The organism is Stenotrophomonas maltophilia (assembly GCF_013464485.1).
GTDB lineage: Bacteria > Pseudomonadota > Gammaproteobacteria > Xanthomonadales > Xanthomonadaceae > Stenotrophomonas > Stenotrophomonas maltophilia_AW.
The window spans coordinates 99,283-118,268 of sequence record NZ_RAUX01000028.1; the positions used below are offsets into that span (position 1 = coordinate 99,283).

14 protein-coding genes and 1 riboswitch are annotated in these 18,986 nt (G+C 66.7%); of the genes, 8 read left to right on the forward strand and 6 right to left on the reverse strand.

Annotation, left to right across the window (positions count from 1 at the left end; translation table 11 throughout):
- Positions 1-11: 11 nt before the first annotated feature.
- Positions 12-1,439 (reverse strand): DcaP family trimeric outer membrane transporter, encoded by a 1,428-nt coding sequence (locus D7Y61_RS12650; protein ID WP_019337935.1) that lies wholly within the window; start codon positions 1,437-1,439, stop codon positions 12-14.
- Between the two features lie 245 nt (positions 1,440-1,684).
- Here D7Y61_RS12650 and acs point away from each other — a divergent pair, with 245 nt between their 5' ends.
- The 4 genes from acs (at position 1,685) to mntP (ending at position 5,955) form a co-directional block, all read left to right on the forward strand.
- Entirely contained in the window at positions 1,685-3,628 is a 1,944-nt protein-coding gene (gene acs / locus D7Y61_RS12655; RefSeq protein ID WP_180866521.1) for an acetate--CoA ligase, read from the forward strand.
- A 121-nt stretch (positions 3,629-3,749) separates the two neighbouring features.
- Positions 3,750-4,415: a response regulator transcription factor gene (locus D7Y61_RS12660; RefSeq protein ID WP_005411662.1), complete on the forward strand. Its 666-nt coding sequence runs from the start codon at positions 3,750-3,752 to the stop codon at positions 4,413-4,415.
- 168 nt (positions 4,416-4,583) lie between these two features.
- Positions 4,584-4,955 (forward strand): hypothetical protein, encoded by a 372-nt coding sequence (locus D7Y61_RS12665; protein ID WP_180866522.1) that lies wholly within the window; start codon positions 4,584-4,586, stop codon positions 4,953-4,955.
- 246 nt (positions 4,956-5,201) lie between these two features.
- Positions 5,202-5,291, forward strand: a riboswitch (yybP-ykoY riboswitch).
- A gap of 88 nt (positions 5,292-5,379) precedes the next feature.
- Complete coding sequence (gene mntP / locus D7Y61_RS12670; protein ID WP_049462252.1) at positions 5,380-5,955, forward strand: manganese efflux pump MntP; 576 nt, start codon at positions 5,380-5,382, stop codon at positions 5,953-5,955.
- A gap of 93 nt (positions 5,956-6,048) precedes the next feature.
- Here mntP and D7Y61_RS12675 read toward each other — a convergent pair whose 3' ends face one another.
- From D7Y61_RS12675 to hemH, 5 genes are all read right to left on the reverse strand, one after another.
- Positions 6,049-9,495: a NahK/ErcS family hybrid sensor histidine kinase/response regulator gene (locus tag D7Y61_RS12675; RefSeq protein ID WP_180866523.1), complete on the reverse strand. Its 3,447-nt coding sequence runs from the start codon at positions 9,493-9,495 to the stop codon at positions 6,049-6,051.
- A gap of 135 nt (positions 9,496-9,630) precedes the next feature.
- A complete protein-coding gene (locus D7Y61_RS12680; protein ID WP_180866524.1) occupies positions 9,631-11,778 on the reverse strand; it encodes a S46 family peptidase in 2,148 nt (715 codons plus the stop codon).
- A gap of 387 nt (positions 11,779-12,165) precedes the next feature.
- Entirely contained in the window at positions 12,166-14,271 is a 2,106-nt protein-coding gene (locus D7Y61_RS12685) for a methyl-accepting chemotaxis protein (protein ID WP_180866525.1), read from the reverse strand.
- A gap of 290 nt (positions 14,272-14,561) precedes the next feature.
- Complete coding sequence (locus tag D7Y61_RS12690; RefSeq protein WP_180866526.1) at positions 14,562-15,416, reverse strand: alpha/beta fold hydrolase; 855 nt, start codon at positions 15,414-15,416, stop codon at positions 14,562-14,564.
- Positions 15,413-16,375 carry a ferrochelatase gene (gene hemH, locus D7Y61_RS12695; RefSeq protein WP_180866541.1) on the reverse strand — a complete coding sequence of 321 codons (963 nt, stop codon included), beginning with the start codon at positions 16,373-16,375 and terminating at the stop codon, positions 15,413-15,415. Before hemH ends, D7Y61_RS12690 begins: the two co-directional genes overlap by 4 nt.
- Positions 16,376-16,540: 165 nt before the next feature.
- Here hemH and D7Y61_RS12700 point away from each other — a divergent pair, with 165 nt between their 5' ends.
- The 4 genes from D7Y61_RS12700 to tatC all read left to right on the forward strand — a co-directional run bounded on the left by D7Y61_RS12700 (position 16,541) and on the right by tatC (position 18,960).
- Positions 16,541-17,434 (forward strand): lipid-binding SYLF domain-containing protein, encoded by an 894-nt coding sequence (locus D7Y61_RS12700; RefSeq protein WP_180866527.1) that lies wholly within the window; start codon positions 16,541-16,543, stop codon positions 17,432-17,434.
- 75 nt (positions 17,435-17,509) lie between these two features.
- Entirely contained in the window at positions 17,510-17,737 is a 228-nt protein-coding gene (tatA, locus tag D7Y61_RS12705) for a Sec-independent protein translocase subunit TatA (RefSeq protein ID WP_005420453.1), read from the forward strand.
- Between the two features lie 15 nt (positions 17,738-17,752).
- A complete protein-coding gene (gene tatB / locus D7Y61_RS12710) occupies positions 17,753-18,214 on the forward strand; it encodes a Sec-independent protein translocase protein TatB (RefSeq protein WP_180866528.1) in 462 nt (153 codons plus the stop codon).
- Entirely contained in the window at positions 18,211-18,960 is a 750-nt protein-coding gene (gene tatC, locus D7Y61_RS12715) for a twin-arginine translocase subunit TatC (protein WP_032128455.1), read from the forward strand. Before tatB ends, tatC begins: the two co-directional genes overlap by 4 nt.
- The last annotated feature ends 26 nt before the right edge of the window (positions 18,961-18,986 follow it).

The window sequence follows — 18,986 nt, forward strand, 5'->3', positions numbered from 1 at the left end:
TCGGCACTCGATCAGAAGCTGTACTTCGTGGTGAACTGCAACCGGGTGATGTCACCCTTGTTGCCGTTCTCCACTTCGCGACGGCCGTACATCAGCTCCGCACCGATATCGACCTTGGGCAGCGGCGAATAGAAGATGTTGCCGCGGATGCTCTGCACGCTCTTGGTCACCAGCGGGCCGAGGATGCTGTCGTTGTCGTAGTCGCTGCGCGCGTAGATCAGGTTGGTGCGCAGCTTCGGCGAGAACGCATGCCGCCAGCCCACGTAGCCGGCAAGCACGCCGGTCGGGTTGAGCTCGTCGCGGGCCACGTCGTAGGCGCTGTCGGCGGTGATGCCCAGGCCGATGTAGCGGGCGATGCCTTCGCCGCCGGTCAGCTGGTAGTGCAGCGAGTCGCTGTCACCCATCACCCATTTGCCGCCCAGGGTCAGGCCGCCGGCCACCTTGTCGGCCTTGGCGCCGGTGGCCTGGTTGTCGACCTTCAGCTGGCGGACGATGCCGCCGACGCCGAAGGTGCCCCAGTCGCCCTTCCAGCCATAACGCATCGTCAGGTCGGGCAGGCTGCCGCGATCGGAGTTGGCGCTGGCGTTGGTCCAGGCCCCGGTGACCGGGTTGCGGGTACCGGTGAGGGTGGTGGTTTCCGGGTTTTCCAGCGCGACGCTGAAGCCGCCCTGGGTGTAACGCACCTGGGCCTGGCGCACGAAGATCACGCCATCGGTGGGGCCGACGAAGTCGACCGCTTCCGGCAGTGCGGCCGCGTCCATGAAGTTGGACCAGGTCTGGCCGGCCATCCAGTTGTTCCAGTACATGTAGGCGTGGCGCAGGGTCACACCGTAGGTATTGGTGGCGGTCTGGTTGCCCAGCGAATTGCCGAAGAAATCCATCTCGAAGAACGCACCGGCCTTGTTGCCCGATTCGCTCACGTTGTCGATGCCCAGGTTGAAGCGCGAGAACTTGGCGTGGGCGTTGAAGTCGGTGCCGGAACGCTTGCCGCTGCCGCCGGCGCCTTCCACCGGGGTCTGGCCCGGCAGGTACAGCGAGCGGCCGGTGGCGTCGTCGGCCAGCTGGCCATCGCTGGTCTGGGTGGCCAGAAAGTCGGCCTTGATGAAGCCGCCGATCTTGACCGTGGTGCCCGGCGCCGCGCCCGGGGTGATGGTGGTGACCTGGATCGGCTGCTTGCCGGCCGGCACCTGTGCGACCGGCTTCTGCTCGGCCTGTACCGTGCGGACTTCGGTTACGGCCTGCTGGGTCTGGCTGATCTGGGTCTGTTGTTGTTGCTGCGAAGACAGCAGCAGCTGGACCTGGCGTTCCAGTTCGGCAACGCGTGCTTCCAGCGCCTTCTCTTTGGCGGTCTCTGCGAACGCCATGCCCGGTGCGACCAGGGCGACCAACAGGCAGGCCGCCAAAGGTGTGCGCACGGCTTTCAACGTACGGTGGCTCATGTTGCCCTCTCTCCCAAGTGGCAAGGTGATGCCGCGCGTGGGGCACGGTCGAGCCGAGACTGCGGGGCGATTATGTATAGCGGCTATTCGCCATTGGTCGAACCCGGCCCTGCTGGGCGCTCACTTTCGACCATGGTCTAACCAGGGTGGTGACGCGACCGGGGGTGGATGGGGCAAACTGAGGGGGATCGGTCGCCGCAATGCTGCGACCGCACACACAAAGTCAACGTGCAAGTGAGGGTGCCATGGCTGATATCTACCCCGTCGATCCGCAGTTCGCCGCCAAGGCACGCATCGACAAGACGTCCTACCAACAGCAGTACCAGGCTTCGCTGACCGATCCGGATGGTTTCTGGGGCAAGGCCGCCGAACGACTGGAATGGATGCGCAAGCCGACCAAGATCAGGAACGTCAGCTACGACCTGTCCGACTTCCACATCAAGTGGTTCGAAGATGGCGAGCTCAACGCCAGCGTGAACTGCCTGGATCGCCAGCTCGAGAAGCGCGGCGACAAGACAGCGCTGCTGTTCGAACCGGACGGCCCGGATGCGCCGGCCCAGCACGTGACCTATCGCGAGCTGTACGAGCGCACCTGCCGCCTCGGCAACGCGCTGCGCAACCTCGGGGTCAAGAAGGGCGACCGGGTCACCATCTACCTGCCGATGATCGTCGATGCTGCGGTGGCCATGCTGGCCTGCGCGCGCATCGGTGCGATCCACTCGGTGGTGTTCGGTGGCTTCGCACCGAACTCGATCGCCGACCGCGTCAGCGACTGCCAGAGCAAGTTGATCATCACCGCCGACGAAGGCCTGCGCGGTGGCCGCAGGATTCCGCTGAAGGCCAACGTCGATGCCGCGCTGAAGCTGCCCGGCACCAATACGGTTGAAACCGTGCTGGTGGTGCGCCACACCGGCGGCGCGGTGGACATGCAGGCGCCGCGCGACCGCTGGTTCCATGATGTGGTGGACAGCCAGCCGGCCAGCTGCGAACCGGAGCGGATGAACGCCGAAGACCCGCTGTTCATCCTCTATACCTCCGGTTCCACCGGCAAGCCGAAGGGCGTGCTGCACACCACCGGCGGTTACCTGCTGTACGCGGCGTACACCCATGAAGCGGTGTTCGACCTGCGCGAGGACGACATCTACTGGTGCACCGCCGACGTCGGCTGGGTCACCGGCCACAGCTATATCGTGTACGGCCCGCTGGCCAATGGCGCGACCTCGCTGATGTTCGAGGGCGTGCCGAACTACCCGGACACCTCGCGCTTCTGGAACGTCATCGACAAGCACAAGGTCAGCATCTTCTACACCGCGCCCACCGCCATCCGTGCGCTGATGCGCGAGGGCGAGGAGCCGGTGAAGAAGACCTCACGCGCCTCGCTGCGCCTGCTCGGCAGCGTCGGCGAGCCGATCAATCCGGAAGCCTGGCGCTGGTACTACGAGGTGGTCGGCGACAGCCGTTGCCCGATCGTGGATACCTGGTGGCAGACCGAAACCGGCGGCATCCTGATCTCGCCGCTGGCCGGCGCGATGGATCTGAAGCCAGGTTCGGCTACCCTGCCCTTCTTCGGCGTGCAGCCGGCGCTGGTCAATGCTGATGGCGAGATCCAGGACGGCCCGACCGAGGGCAACCTGATCATCCGTGATTCCTGGCCGGGCCAGATGCGCACGGTGTACGGCGACCATCAGCGCTTCATCGACACCTATTTCCGCACCTACCCGGGCAGCTACTTCACCGGCGATGGTTGCCGCCGCGACGAGGACGGCTATTACTGGATCACCGGCCGCGTCGACGACGTGATCAATGTGTCCGGCCACCGCATCGGCACCGCCGAAGTGGAAAGCGCGCTGGTCTCGCACCCGAAGGTGGCCGAAGCGGCCGTGGTCGGTTTCCCGCACGACGTGAAGGGCCAGGGCATCTACGCCTACGTCACCCTGGTGGCCGAAGAGGCCCCGAGCGACGAGCTGCAGAAGGAGCTGGTCGCCTGGGTGCGCAAGGAAATCGGCCCGATCGCCACGCCGGACCACCTGCAGTGGGCGCCGGGCCTGCCGAAGACCCGCTCGGGCAAGATCATGCGCCGCATCCTGCGCAAGATCGCCGAGAACGCGCCGGACCAGCTTGGCGACACCTCGACCCTGGCCGACCCGTCGGTGGTGGCGTCGCTGGTGGACGAGCGCAAGGTGCGCTGATGGCGTGACTGCAGGCGCAGGACGCGCCAGGGACCTGGCCGGGAGGAGGGACCCGGCCATGTCCGACCCGTCCTGCACCTGCCATCACGTCGCTCTTTTTCCTGATCGATAAGCTCGACCCATGACCACCCTCCTGATTGCCGATGACCACCCGCTGTTCCGCGAAGCCCTGCGCGGCGCCGTGCAGCGGGTCATCCCCGGCGTGCAGCTGTTCGAGGCCGACAGCGTGGAAGCGCTGTATGCACTGGCCGACCAGCACAACGACGCCGACCTGGTCCTGATGGACCTCAACATGCCCGGTGCGCAGGGTTTCAACGCACTGGTGCACATGCGCTCGCTGCACCCGCACCTGCCGGTGGTGGTGGTGTCCGCGCGCGAGGAAGCCACGGTGATGCGGCGTGCACTCGATCATGGCGCGTTGGGCTTCATTCCGAAGTCAGCCGACTCGGACACCATCGGCCACGCGCTGGGCACCATCCTCGATGGCGAGACCTGGGCGCCGCCGGAAGCGCACAACGTGCCGCCGACCGAGCGCGAGGAACGCGAAGTCGGCCAGCGCCTGCGCGAGCTGACCCCGCAGCAGTTCCGCGTGCTGCAGATGCTGGGCGCCGGTCGCTTGAACAAGCAGATCGCCTACGACCTCAACGTCTCCGAAGCGACGATCAAGGCCCACGTCACCGCCATCCTGCGCAAGCTGGGCGTCACCAACCGCACCCAGGCCGTGCTGATGGCCGGCAAGCTGGCGATCGACGACGACGCCATCGTGCTGCCGCCAGAAGAAGACTGAAGGTAGTGCCGGCCGCTGGCCGGCATTGGCCTGAAGCCGCCTGAAATTGCTTCGGTAGGTGCCAAGCTTGCTTGGCACTTTTGCCCAGCCCCGCCGATGACGCAATCAGCTCTGGCGGGATGATGGATTCGGTCTCAAGCTGGAAGTTCCAACTTCCCGCCCGGAACGATGGACACCTGGACACTGATCGATACCGACGGCTTGAAGATTGGTGTAGTCCAGTGCTTCCGATATGAATCCTGGCGCGTGAGTGGCAGGTTCATGCCTGATCTCGGCTATCCAAGGTACCAGCGGCTCTTCGCCGATCTTGAATATGCAGCCAATGAGCAGTTGTTCACCCATGTCGACGATCTCGAGAGAAGCATCGCTGCATTGCGCATTCGTGCAGTGGGGCCCAGCGGGGAGGACGATCCGCAGCGGGTCTCGAATCTGCAGATCATGCGTGACTGGTGTCAGTTCCAGATCAGTTCAATGACCCGCCCAGCCGATGAGCAACCTCTCACCCTGCCCTCAACAGAATCGAAAGTATCCGCACGTTGATCGCTTTCGTTCGCGAAGGCTGTCCGGATGGTCCCAGGCCTCCAGGCATGGCACAGCACCATCAGGCACTGCTCCGGTAGGTGCCAAGCTTGCTTGGCACGCTTTTGATGGTGCACCTGCCGGCCAGCGGCCGGCACTACCAGGCACGGCTGCGCTCTCGATATAGCCATCGCTATACAAACCAGCCCTGCCTGCGCGTTTCGCTGGAAATGCGCCGCGCGTGAATCGCGATGCTAAGCTGCGCGTCCCCTTGGGGAGTAGCCGGATTCCTACGCAGGAATCGTCCACGTCAACATACTCGGCCAGTGCGCCGTGGCGTGGACAACCATGATGGTTGGCGAGACCAGCGGCCCGCGCGCGCAACGTCAGGTTGGGCGCGAGCGCAGGCCGTGCGTCCGTCCTAGCCCGACCTCAGCCGCCGCCCATGTCCCCCATTTCGATCCTCCTGATCGGCTTTGCCATGTCCACCGATGCCTTCGCCGCGGCGATCGGCAAGGGTGCGGCCATGCGCAAGCCGGTGTTCCGCGACGCATTGCGTGCCGGCATCATCTTCGGCGTCATCGAGGCGATCACGCCCATCATCGGTTGGCTGCTCGGCCGCGCCGCCCTGCAGTACGTCGAAGCCTTCGACCACTGGATCGCCTTCGGCCTGCTCGGCGCACTGGGCATCCACATGATCTACAACGGCCTGCGCCCGGACAGTGCCGACGAGGACGAAGACCCCTCGCAGCACCACGGCTTCTGGAAGCTGGCGCTGACCGGTTTCGCCACCAGCATCGACGCGATGGCGGTGGGTATCGGCCTGGCTTTCATGGACGTGCATATCGGCGTGATGGCAGTGGTCATCGGCCTGTGCACGCTGACCATGGTCACTGTCGGCATCATGCTCGGCCGCGTGCTGGGCAGCATGGTCGGCAAGCGTGCCGAGATCATCGGCGGCGTGATCCTGGTGATCATCGGCGCGACGATCCTGTACGAACACCTGCACGGCCTGGGGTAACGCACCCACGATTACGTGGTTGCCGGCCAGCGGCCGGCACTACCAGTGCATCACATCCACGCATGGCGTGGATCTACCGCCGGGCGGCAGGCACTACTGCGCATCGCGCAGCGCGCCCAGGAAGGCGCGCAGCGAGGCCGGCTTGATCGGCTTGGTCAGCACGCGGTAGCCGCGTTCGCGTGCCATCCGCTTCAGCTCATCGCGACCATCAGCGGTCAGCAGTGCGCCCGGCAGCGGGTAACCGGCCGCCTCGCGCAGTGCCACCAGCGCATCCAGGCCGTCCATGCGATCGTGCAGGTGGTAGTCCACCAGCATCACCTGCGGGCGCTCGGCGATCTTCTCCAGCGCCTGGTCGACGGTGGCGGCAGTGATCACCTGCACCTGCCAACGGCCAAGCAATGCACGCATGCCGTCGAGGATCTCCTCGTCGTTGTCCACGCACAGCACGCGCAGGCCGGCCAGCGAATCGCTGCGCACCGGGGCGGCCACGGCCAACGCCGGCGTGGCCAGCTCGGTGTAGCCAGGCAGCGGCGCCACCCGCGGCAGGATGATGGAGAACATCGAGCCACTGCCCACCCGGCTGCGTGCATTGAGGCGATGCTCGAGCAGGCGCGAGATACGCTGGCAGATCGACAGGCCCAGGCCCAATCCCTGTTCACCCCAGTCGAACGGCTGCTGGTAGCGATGGAACTCGTCGAAGATCTGCCGCATGTGGTGCTCGGGAATGCCGGGACCGGTATCCCACACCTGCAGTTCTACTTCATCACCGCGATGGCGTACCGCCAGCACGATGCGCCCCTGCCGTGTGTAGCGCAGCGCGTTGGCCAGGAAGTTCTGCAGCACGCGACGCAACAGGCGGCGATCGCTGCGTACCCAGGCCGGGCGCGCGAACAGGTCCAGGCGCAGGCCGCGACCTGCGGCCACCGGCGTGTACTGCGCTGCCAGTTCGCGCATCAACGCACTCACGTCGAACTCGCCGATCACCGGGTGCAGGCCACCGGCATCCAGCCGCGACACGTCGAGCAGGCCATCAAGCAGTTCCTCGGCTGCACGCAATGAAGCATCCACGCGTTCGGCCAGGTGCTTCTGCTCGTCGCTCACGTGATCACTGTCGCGCAGCGCGGAAGCAAACAAGCGCGCCGCGTTCAACGGCTGCAGCACGTCGTGGCTGATCGCCGCCAGGAAACGCGTCTTCGACTGCTGCGCCACCTCGGCCTCATGCGATCGCTCCGCCACGCGCTGCTCCAGCGTCTCGTTGGCTTCCAGCAGCGCCTTTTCCGCATGCTTGTAGTCGGTGATGTCGTTGTAGCTGGTCACATAGCCGCCACCAGGTAGCGCCTGGCCGCGCATCTCGATCACCTTGCCGTCGCTGCGGGTGCGCTCGAACACGTGCGGTGAACCGGCACGCATGTAGCCGATGCGGCGGTTGATCTGCACCTCGATATCGCCTTCGCCCAGCTCGCCGCGCTCGGCGTTGTAGCGGATCAGGTCGGCCACGGGGCGGCCCACGTAGAGCATGCCGTCGGGGTAACCGAACATGTCCTGGTAGCGGCGGTTCCAGGCGGTCAGGCGCATGTCCGGATCAACCACGCTGACGCCGGCGCTGATGTTCTCCAGTGTGGTCGACAGGATCTCGCGGTTGAAGCGCAGTTCCTGCCCGGCTTCATCCAGCACCGCCACCACTTCGCCCAGGTCCATGCCCGAGCCACGCAGCAGGCTGGTCAGCAGCAGGCGCGCCGAGGCCGCGCCAATCGACGCGGCCAGCAGGCGCTCGGTGAACTGCACCCACGGGCGGTCGGCAGGCGCCGAGGATTGCAGTTCACGGCCCAGTGACTGCGCCTGCTCGAAGAACGAACGCCGCGCATGGCGCTCGCCGACCACGCGCGAGGCCAGTGCCAGCAGATCGCCCACATGCACATGCCCGGGCCAGCCACCGGCCACCGACGGGCGCTCGGCATAGGGGTCGAGGAACGGCGCGGCACGCAAGCGCTCGTCAACGCCGGGGCGCCAGCGCGCGGACACCAGCATCATCGTTGCCGCATTCACCAGCAGCGACCAGAAGGTGCCGTGGGTCAGCGGATCCCAGCCGGTCATGCCGAACAGCTGCTGCGGGCGCAGCCACTCGATGCCGAACGGGCCGTGCTGCACCCAGGCCGCATCGACCCAGCCGGCCATGGTCATCGCCGGCAGCAGCAGCGTGTACAACCAAGTGGCGAAGCCGAGCAGCATGCCGGTCTCGACGCCGCGACGGCTGGCACCGCGCCAGTACAGGCCGCCGATCAGGCCCGGCGCGAACTGCGCCACCGCCGCGAACGCCATCAGGCCGTACGAGGCCAGCGTGCTGTCGTTGCTGCTGGTGCGGTAGTAGCTGTAGGCCATCAGCGCCAGCAGCAGGATCGCCAGGCGGCGGATCCAGAGCACGCGCGAGGCGACATCGGCCGCCTCCTGGTGGTCGCCACTGCGGCGCAGCAGCACTGGCATCACCAGGTCGTTGCTGACCATGGTGGCCAGCGCGATGGACGAGACGATGACCATGCCGGTGGCGGCAGAGAAACCGCCCACATAGGCGATCAGCGCCAGCGCGTTGCGGCCTTCGGCCAGCGGCAGGGCCAGCACCATCGAATCGTCGGCGACGCTGCCGCCAGTACCGAACAGGGTCACGCCCGCGGTGGCGATCGGCAGCACCATGCCCGAGATCAGCACCAGATAGCCGCCGAACATCCAGCGCGCGCGGCGCACATCGCGCACGTCACCGCACTCGACCACGGCCACGTGGAACTGGCGCGGCAGGCAGACGATGGCGAGGAAACTGAGCAGGGTCTGCGAGATGAAGCCTACCGGCGGCAGCCCGGTGAACAGCGTATGCACCGACTCGACCACCGCGTCGGTGCGGTTGCTCAGCCACAGATAGGCAAACACGCCCACCGCCACCATCGCCAGCAGCTTGATCACCGATTCGAAAGCGATCGCCAGCATCATGCCGTGGTGGTGCTCGGTGGCATCGACCTGGCGGGTGCCGAACAGGGTGGCGAACAACGCCATCAGCAGCGCCACGTACAGGGCCGGGTCGGTGAAGAAACCGGTAGGGCCGGTGTTGCCGGTCAGCACCTGCAGGCTCATCGCCACCGCTTTGTACTGCAGGGCGAGGTACGGAATGATGCCGATCAGCGCGATGATCGCCACCAGTGCCGCCAACCGTCGCGAACGACCGAAGCGCGAGGAGATGAAATCGGCGATGGAAACCACGTTCTGGCTGCGCGCGATCAGCGCCAGGCGCTCGATGATGCGCCAGCCGAACAGCAGCAGCAGCAACGGGCCGATGTAGATCGGCAGATAGCCCACGCCATTGCGCACGGCGGTGCCGACCGCGCCGTAGAAGGTCCACGACGAGCAATACACAGCCAGCGCCAGGCTGTAGACCACCGGCCGCAGCCACGGCCGGTCGGGATACATCGGCCGACGGTCACCCCACCACGCCACGCCGAACAGCAGCGCGGCATAGGCAACCGAGACCAGCAGCAGGATCCAGCTGGAGACCACGCGTGCGTTTCCGTCGGAGGAACCCGCAGTGTAGGCCAGGCGTGGCCGGGTGTACGGGCTCGTTGGGGGCAACCACCCCCACCCGGGTGGGGGTCTACGCGGTGCGGGCCACGACCGTTGGTCGTGGCCGGCTTCTTACTGGGCCGGCACGCCCATTTCCTTCAGCAGCTCCGGTGCCGGGTAGACCTTGGCCAGCAGCCAGCGCAGGTAGCGCATGTCCACGTGCACCGCACGCTTGTAGCGCGGGTCGAACCACCAGCTGGCGCTGACCGATTCCCAGTTGCTGTCGAAGTTCAGGCCGATCAGTTCGCCCTTGGCGTTGAGTACCGGCGAGCCGGAGTTGCCGCCGGTGGTATCCAGGTTGGTCAAGAAGTTGACCGTCTGGGTCTTCAGTGCCGGATCGGCGGTGCTGCCGAAGTCACCCTTGGCGATCGCCGCCAGCAGCGGCTTGGGTGCGTCGAACGGATAGGCGTTGGTGTTCTTCTCGACGATGCCGGCCACCGTGGTCACCGGCGAGTAGGTCACGCCATCGCGCGGGTGCAGGGCTTCGACCTTGCCGTAGCTGATGCGCAGCGTGCGGTTGGCATCCGGGTACACCGCGCGGCCCTGCTTGGCGCGCCAGGCGAACAGCGCCTGCATGTAGGCCGGGCGCAGGCGCAGCTGCTCGCCTTCGCGGGTCTTGCTCTCGTTCTCGATGCGCAGCTGCGCGGCCACCAGTGGGCCGGCCACGGCGATCATCGGATCGGCGGCCAGCGCCTTGCCTCCGCGCGCAGCAGCGAAGCGCGACAGGCGCTGCGCCTCGTCACCCAGCTGGGTGCCGGCGTACAGCGTGTCCAGCGCCTTGGCCAGCTGCTGCGGGGTCCGGCCGAAGGCCGCATCGAACTCGGCCACGCGCTGCGCGTCCGGCAGCTGCTGGTAACGGGTCAGCAGGGTGGTCAGCAGCGCCTTCTCGACCTCCGGCGCGTAACGACGCTGGACCTGCTTGAGCACGCCTTCGATCATCGCCTGGTCGCGCTGCTGGTAGCCGCTCTCGCGCTGCGCGTCCGGCTTCGCCGATTCGATACGCAGACGCTCCAGCAGCAGTGCCGAGCGCAGCAGCTGGCTCTGCGCGGCCATCTGGTCCAGCAGCAGGTCACGCTCGCCCACCGCCGCGCCCTGCGACAGGTTGGTCAGCAGCGCGTTGATGTCGCCCTGATACTTGCGATCGGTGGCAGCCAGCATCGCCGTCTCGTCGGCGGCACGCTGGGCCTTGGCGTCGCTGCGCAACAGGCCTTCCAGCTCACCGGCGGCGCGCTTGCGGTTGTTCTTCAGCGACTGCAGCTGTGAGGCGTAGCGGGTGCGCGCCTGCGCGTCCTTGGCGCTGGCGGCCTCGATGGTGTCGATCATCTGCTGGAACACCGATACGCGGCGCGGCAGCACAGTATCGATCTGGCCAGCGAATTCGGCCGCGGTACGGTGGCGATAGGTGATGCCCGGGTAACCGGCCAGCATCGCGTAGTCACCTTCCTTCGGACCTTCCACCGACATCTGCAGGTGCGCCGGCGCCTGGTAGGGCACGTTGTCCTTGCTGTACGCGGCCGGCTTGCCGTCCTTGCCGACATAGGCGCGCAGCAGGGTGAAGTCGCCGGTGTGGCGCGGCCACATGAAGTTATCGATCTCATCGCCGTAGTTGCCGATCGCACGCGGCGGCGCGTAGACCAATCGCACGTCGCTCAGCTCCAGCTGGGCAATGCGGTAGAAATCGGTGCCGTAGTACATGTTGGCCACCGAGCAGCGCACGCTGCCGTCCTTCTCGCACTCGGCCACGATCTGCTTGCTGGCCGCATCCACCGCATCGAAGTAGGCACGGCCGGTCTTGCCACGCGCCTGCGCCAGCACCTGGTCGGTCACCTTGTCGAAGCCGACGGTGACCAGCACGCGGAAGTCCGGGTTGGCCGGGCGCTCGTCGGCGCGGTCCCTGGCGATGAAGCCACCATTGATCAGGTCGTGCTCGGGCGAGCTGTTGTACTGGATCACGCCCATCGCCACGTGGTGGTTGGTCAGCAGCAGGCCGTCCGACGATACGAACGAGCCGGTGCCGCCACCGGCACGCACCACCGCGCTCAGCGGCGGTGCGGTGACATTGGCCAGGTCGGCCGGATTGCCCTTGAAGCCTGCGGCCTGCAGCGGCTTGGCCAGCTCCGGCAGCTGGGTCGGCATCCACATGCCTTCATCGGCGTGGGCGCCGGCGGCGAGGGTCAGGCCCAGGGCCAGGGCAGTGGGAAGGGCTTTGCGTGGTGACATGAGGCAATCCGGTACGACAGAACAGCCCGGGACCATAGCCGCTGGGGGCGGATGGGGCAACGGCCGATGGTTGGGGGCGTCGTGCACGGTAGTGCCGGCCGCTGGCCGGCAACCCCGGTAAATTCACGCGATACGTGGGTGTGCTTCGCTGCGAGGAAGCAGGGCGCCAACCAAGGTTGGCGACTACCGACAGTAGGCCCACACCGCAATCGTTTGCCGGCCAGCGGCCGGCACTACCAGTAGATCCACGCCATGCGTGGATGCCCCTGCGCGGAACCACGGCGCGCACCACGATGGGCCGCTACCGGCGTGACCCATCACGCACAACATGCAGAAAAGCGGCGCCCWGCGGGCGCCGTCTTCATCTGGGTCACCTGAGAACCGGGATCAGGCGACCAGCGCCACGCCGTGTGATTCCTGGCGACGGAACACCGAAACTGCATCGTCAAGCGTTCCCGCCTGCGACTGCAGCTCACGTGCTGCGGCAGTCGCTTCCTCCACCAGCGCAGCATTCTGCTGCGTGGCCTGGTCCATCTGCACCACGGTCTGGTTGATCTGCTCGATGCCGATCGACTGTTCCTGCGACGCGGCAGAGATCTCACGCATGAGGTGGCTGACATTCTCAACACCCCCCACGATCCCCTGCATGCGTTGGCCAGCATCCGCCACCAGTTGGGCACCTTCGCCCACCTGGCGGCCGGCTTCGTCGATCAGCTTCTTGATCTCCTGGGCCGCCGCCGCCGAACGCTGTGCCAGCCCCCGCACTTCACTGGCCACCACGGCGAAGCCGCGGCCCTGCTCGCCGGCGCGCGCCGCTTCCACTGCTGCATTCAACGCCAGGATATTGGTCTGGAAGGCAATGCCGTCGATGACGCCGGTGATGTCGCCGATCCGCTTCGAGGCACCTTCGATGGCCTGCATGGTATCCACTACCCGCTGCATGGCCGTGTTGCCATCACTGGCGGCGCTCTGCGTGGAAGCGGCCAGCTCGCTGGCCTCGCGCGCATGTGCGGCGTTCTGGCGCACGGTGGCGGTCAGCTCCTCCATTGATGCCGCGGTTTCCTGGAGGTGCGCGGCCTGGCGCTCGCTGCGTTCGGACAGGGCGCCGTTGCCGGCAGCAATTTCGTTGGCCGCGGTACTGATCGAAGATGCACACTGCTGGATGCGGCCCACCATGCGCGCCAGCTGGCCCGCCGTGGCATTGGCGTCGCGCTGGATGGCAGCGAAAGCGCCGTGATACTCGCCGCGCATGCGCTGATCCAGATCGCCGTTGGCCAGTGCCGAAAGCATCTGCCGCACATCGTTGACGGTGCTGCCGAGCGTATCGAGCAGCTGATTGATGCCACCGGTCAGGCCATCAAGGAAGCTGGCGCCTTCAGTGGCCTGCAGGCGCTGGTCCAGGTCACCGGCCGCTGCCGCTGCGACGATGCCTGCCACGGCGTTCTCCAGCGCGAGCTCATGGGTGCGGTCATGCCATTCGACGGCAAAGCCCAGGCGGGCACCCTGCGAATCGAATACCGGCGTGACCACCTGGGCGAAGTGCACCGGGCCGATCTGCACTTTGCCGTTGTGCGTGACCTGCAGACCATTGAGTATCGCGCGGATGCGGTCCGGGTTGGCATGGAAGCGATGGATGCTGCTGCCCACCAGGCGCTCGGCGTCGAAATCGGGGAAGGCCTGTCGCAACGTCGCCTGCTGATTGCGCAGCAGCGCCACCACCGAGCGGTTTACATAGCGGATCACATGGTCGTTGTCGGCGATCATCATCGCGGTGCGCGAGGCATCCAGTGCCTGGCGGATCTGCGCGTTCTCGGCATGCGACGCGGCCTCGCGCCCACGCTGGGCCTGCACGTGGCGCGCAGTGTCGGCCAGGGCGTGGGCAAGTGAGCCCGGCGCATAGGCGCGTGTATCGGCATGCGCGCCAAGATCGGCACCGGTGGCGATATCGCGTGCCAGCGCGGCAAGCCGACGCGGGCCGTGCCCAAGGGCTTCGGTCTGCTGCCGAAGGCGCAGTGCGATCTGGCCGAGGAACAAGGTCAGGCCCGCGAACATGCCGGCCTGCAGCAGCGTCGGCCACACTGTGGCACCGCTCAGCAACGGGGCCAGCAGTGCGAGCGTGCCGACCCCACCGGCCAGCCACACCGGCAGGCGATCGCGGTGCCCCAGCAGCACGCCCAGCAACAGGGCAACCGGCAGTGCAGGTGACAGGCCGACGATCGCGCACAGCAAGGCCAGTTGCAGCGACAGCAGCAACGCCAGGCCATTGCGGGCGATACCACGGCCAGCCTGGGATCCACCCAGCCACGCGGCAGGCAGCACTGCAGCGGCAGCCAGCACGGCGGTCTGTACCTGCGGACCACGCAGGGCCAGCACCATGCCGGCGACGGCCAATGCCGCACTGCCGATCAGCAGGCGACGATCGGCGCAGCGGGCAATCTGCTGCAGATGCGGCAGGCGGACATTATCGGGGGGGCGGGAGGATGCAACGGACATCGGCGACTCCTGGATCAGCAAACGACAACGGCCACGCCGCGGCGCACGCAGGAGTGCGTGACCAGGGCGCGGGCCGGGAATACGGGGAATGCGACGCGATCAGCGACGCGGAGACGGGACACCGTGGCCACATCCTGTGGGTGACGGTGCAGCAGAGCGGGCATGCGGACTTCCTTGCAGAACCAGACACACGCCGCAGGCCCGACCGGACCTGCGTGCTGCGGGCGCAGTGGCCCGCAACTGATGTATCGGCCGCAACTGCGCAGAGTGAAGTGCGCGGACGCCCCGACTCAGCCGCCGTTGTCGCTGCTGAAGAAGCGCAGGATCACTTCGGCGATCTGCGCCGGATCTTCCATGTGAAGGTGATGGTTGCCGGGAAACACCGCCAGACGGCCATCGTGCAGGTGCTGCAGGCGATCGCTGCGCATCGGCTCGGGATAATACGACTGTGCCGGCGTGGCATAGATCACCTGCGTCGGGCAGGCGATGGCCTGCAGCAGGTTGTCGATCTGGCCTTCGCTGAGGCGGATCGCCGTGGGCAGCATCAGACGCGGATCGCTGCACCAGCGGTAGCCGCCCTCGACCGGCTCCACGCCGCGCTCGACCAGCAGCCGTGCACAGCGTTCGCTGAGCTGGTTGGTCATCATCCGCGCGCGGATCGGCGCGGCGAGGTCGGGGAACACGCGCAACTGCTTGCGCGCCAACCCACGCGTGGCATTCACATGCTCGCGCAGGCGGTTGGCGGTATCTTCCTCGGGACCACGCAGGCCGCCGAGTGCTTCGATTGCCACCAGCCGTTCGACACGGTCGCTGACCGAGGCGGTGAGGCTGGCGATGCCGGCGCCCATCGAATGGCCGAGCAGGCTGAAGCGGTCCCAGCCCAGTGCATCAGCGACATCGAGCACGTGGCAGATCGCGGTCGCGGTGGTGTAGCTGGCACCCGCCGGCAGATGTGCACTGTGGCCATGGCCGGGCAGATCGATCGCCACCAATTGCAGCGACGACAGATGCGGTGCCAGCGGCACGAAGCTGGCCGCGTTGTCGAGCCAGCCATGCAGGGCCAGCACGCGCGGGCCATCGCCGTGGTTGCGCAGGCCGGCGACGCGCGCGCCACCGACCTCCAGTTCAAACGGTTGCAGACTCATGCCAGCGAGGCCACGGCCAGCCGCGCCAGGGCGCGGGCGTGTTCCGGCTCGGCGTTGAGGCAGGGGATGTAGCGCATCGTCGCGCCGCGCTCGGCCAGCGTTTCGGTGAAACCCATCGCTACTTCCTCCAGCGTTTCCAGACAGTCGGTGGCGAAGCCAGGGCACACCACGTCGATCTGCTTCACACCGGATTCGGCCAGCGCCCACAGGCTGGGTTCGGCATAGGGCTGCAGCCAGCGCTCGCGGCCGAAACGCGACTGGTAACCCATCTGCCACTCGTCCCTGCCCAGGCCCAGTGCCTTGGCGATGGCCTGCGCACTGGCCTCGCAGCGCTGCGGATACGGATCGCCTGCATCGGCCAGGCGCTGCGGGATGCCGTGGAAGGAGAACATCAGTTTCTGGCCGCGACCGTGCTGTTCCCAGTAGCGGCGGATCGAGCCGGCAACGGCGTCGACCCAGCCCGGATCGACCGAATAGTCGCGCACCAGGCTCACGGTCACGCCCGGATTGCGGCGCTGCCAGGCATCGACGCGGTCTTCGACCGAGGCGGTGGTGGTGGTGGAGTACTGCGGGTACAGCGGCAGCACCACGATGCGGCGTGCACCGTCGGCCGCCAGGCGGTCGAGCTCACTGGCCAGCGCCGGTTCGCCATAGCGCATTCCATGGCGAACCTTCAGGGTCGGCAACAGCGCTTGCATGGCCTGCGCCAGCTGGCGCGTATGCACCATCAGCGGAGAGCCTTCCGGCAGCCAGACCTGGGCGTACTTGGCTGCTGAACGGCTGCTGCGCAGCGGCAGGATCAGTCCGCGCAGCAGCGGCTGCCAGAGCAGTGCCGGGATCGAGACCACGCGGGGGTCGGACAGGAATTCAGCCAGGTAACGGCGTACGGCGGGGGCCGTCGGCGTCTCGGGCGTGCCTAGGTTGACCGCCAGCACGGCGGTATCGGGTGCGTCGAGCATGGGCGTCATTGTCGCCGATCCGGCGCCGCGCCGGGATGCAGGGTTCGGATTGCTGACATAGCGCGCATCAATGTGAGCAGGCAACGCTCATTGGAGATTCATGACAACACTACTAATTTCAGTCACTTGCTATATCTTCCTATGGACTGACTTCTGGAGCCTGCCATGCGTCGCCCGATCCAAGCCCTGCTGATCGCCGCCAGCCTGCTGTCCAGCCAGGCCATGGCCGGACCGCAGGAAGACCAGCGCGCCCGTAATGCCGTGCGCGTGCTGGCTGAAATCCAGGAAATCCCTGAACAGGGCATTCCGGACAAATTGCTCGACGAAGGCCGCGCGGTCATCGTCATTCCCGACACGATCAAGGCCGGTCTGGTCATTGGCGGTCGCCGTGGCCACGGCCTGATGTCGGTGCGCATGCCCAATGGCGCCTGGTCCAACCCGGTGTTCGTGAAGCTCACCGGCGGCAGCATCGGCTTCCAGGCCGGTGTGCAGTCCTCGGACGTGGTGCTGGTGTTCCGCAACGATCGCAGCCTGGACAACCTGGTCAACGGCAAATTCACCCTGGGTGCCGACGCTGGCGTCGCCGCCGGCCCGGTCGGCCGCAATGCGGCTGCTGCCACCGACGGCCAGCTGAAGGCCGAGATCTGGTCCTGGTCCCGCGCCCGCGGCCTGTTTGCCGGCGTTGCGCTGGACGGCGCAGTGCTGCAGATCGACGATGCCGCCAACCTGGACGCCTATGGCAGCAATACCACGCCACGCATGATCTTCGAAGGGCGTGCCGCCGGTTCGCCGTCGATGGATGTGGTCGCCTTCCGCGATCGCCTGGAAGAGGCTACCTATGCTGCGCGCAACAACCGCAGCGGCAATGGCAGCAGCGCCCCGCGTCCGGCAGCGGCTCCGGCGGTTGCTCCGGCGCCTGTTCAGGCAACGCCTGCAGCGCCGGCCGAAGCTACCACCGCACCGCTGCAGAACGTGCCGCAGAACCCGCCGCCGCAGCAGCAGGGCTTCCAGCCGGTCAGCGATGGCGAAATCCGCACGGAAACGCTGGGCGGAAACTGACTTTCGTCACGCGCGCCGGCTAACAGCCGGTGCGCTATGCTCGACAGCCTGATCACTAACGTAACGAGCGTCTTTATGGGCAGTTTCAGCATCTGGCATTGGTTGGTCGTGCTGGCCATCGTCCTGCTGGTGTTCGGCACCAAGCGCCTGACCAGCGGCGCCAAGGACCTCGGTTCGGCGGTCAAGGAATTCAAGAAGGGCATGCGCGATGAGGACAAGCCGAACGCGCAGCTGGGCGATGAGTCGCGCAGCCAGGATGCCTCGCGCACCGCGCAGGACGAGCACGACCGCAACGCTCGCTGATCCGGAGCGTTCGCGGTGTTCGATATCGGCTTCAGCGAACTGCTGGTGATTGCAGTGGTCGCCTTGGTGGTGCTCGGTCCCGAGCGCCTGCCCAAGGCGGCCCGCTTCGCCGGCTTGTGGGTGCGTCGTGCCCGCAATCAGTGGGATTCGGTGAAACAGGAACTGGAACGCGAACTGCAGGCTGAGGACATCAAGCGGCAGATGCAGGACGTGCGCCAGGGCATGCAGGACACCGAGAACCAGCTGCGCGCCAGCGGTGAAGCGATCCGTCGCGAAGCCCAGCAGGCGCAGCAGCAGGGAGATGACCTGGTGCAGGAAGCAAGGGCACCCGCGCAGGCGGATCTGCCGCCGCACATGAGCGCCCAGCCCCACGTTGATGCACCGGTGCAGGACGGTGGTGATGCCGAGCCGGCTCCGGCCATGCCTCCTGAAGCCGGCGCGATGCCGCCGGCGCAGAGCAGGGAGCGGCACCCATGAGTGAACAGGATTTCGGCGAAAGCTCGCTGGTTGAACATCTGGTGGAACTGCGCGGCCGCCTGGTACGTGCCTTGCTGGGCTTGGGCGTGGTGCTGCTGGCGCTGCTGCCGTTCACCCAGAAGCTGTACAACGCGCTGGCCGAGCCGTTGGTCTCTCAGCTGCCCAACGGGCAGACGATGATCGCCACCAACCCGGCCGGTGCCTTCTTCGCGCCGCTGAAGCTGACCTTCTTCGTCGCGCTGTTCGTGGCGGTGCCGTGGCTGCTGTACCAGCTGTGGGCCTTTGTCGCGCCGGGCCTGTATGCACGTGAGAAGCGCCTGGCGGTGCCATTGCTGGTGTCGTCGGTGCTGCTGTTCTACGCCGGCTGTGCCTTCGCCTACTTCCTGGTGCTGCCGGCGGTATTCCACTTCCTCACCACCTTCAGCCCGGACGTGATCGCGATCACCCCGGACGCGAATGCCTACCTGGACTTCGTGCTGGCGATCTTCTTCGCCTTCGGCGGCAGTTTCGAACTGCCGGTGGCGATGGTGATCCTGGTGCTGCTGGGCTGGGTGACGCCGCAGCAGTTCAAGGAAGGCCGCGGCTACGCGATCGTCGGCATCTTCGTGGTGGCGGCGGTGCTGACCCCGCCGGACGTGGTGTCGCAGCTGATGCTGGCGATCCCGATGTGCCTGCTGTACGAGCTGGGCATCCACGCCGCACGCTGGCTGGTGCCATCGTCGGTAGTAAAGAAGCCCGCTGCCTGAAAAGCAAAAAGGGGACGGAGGGGATT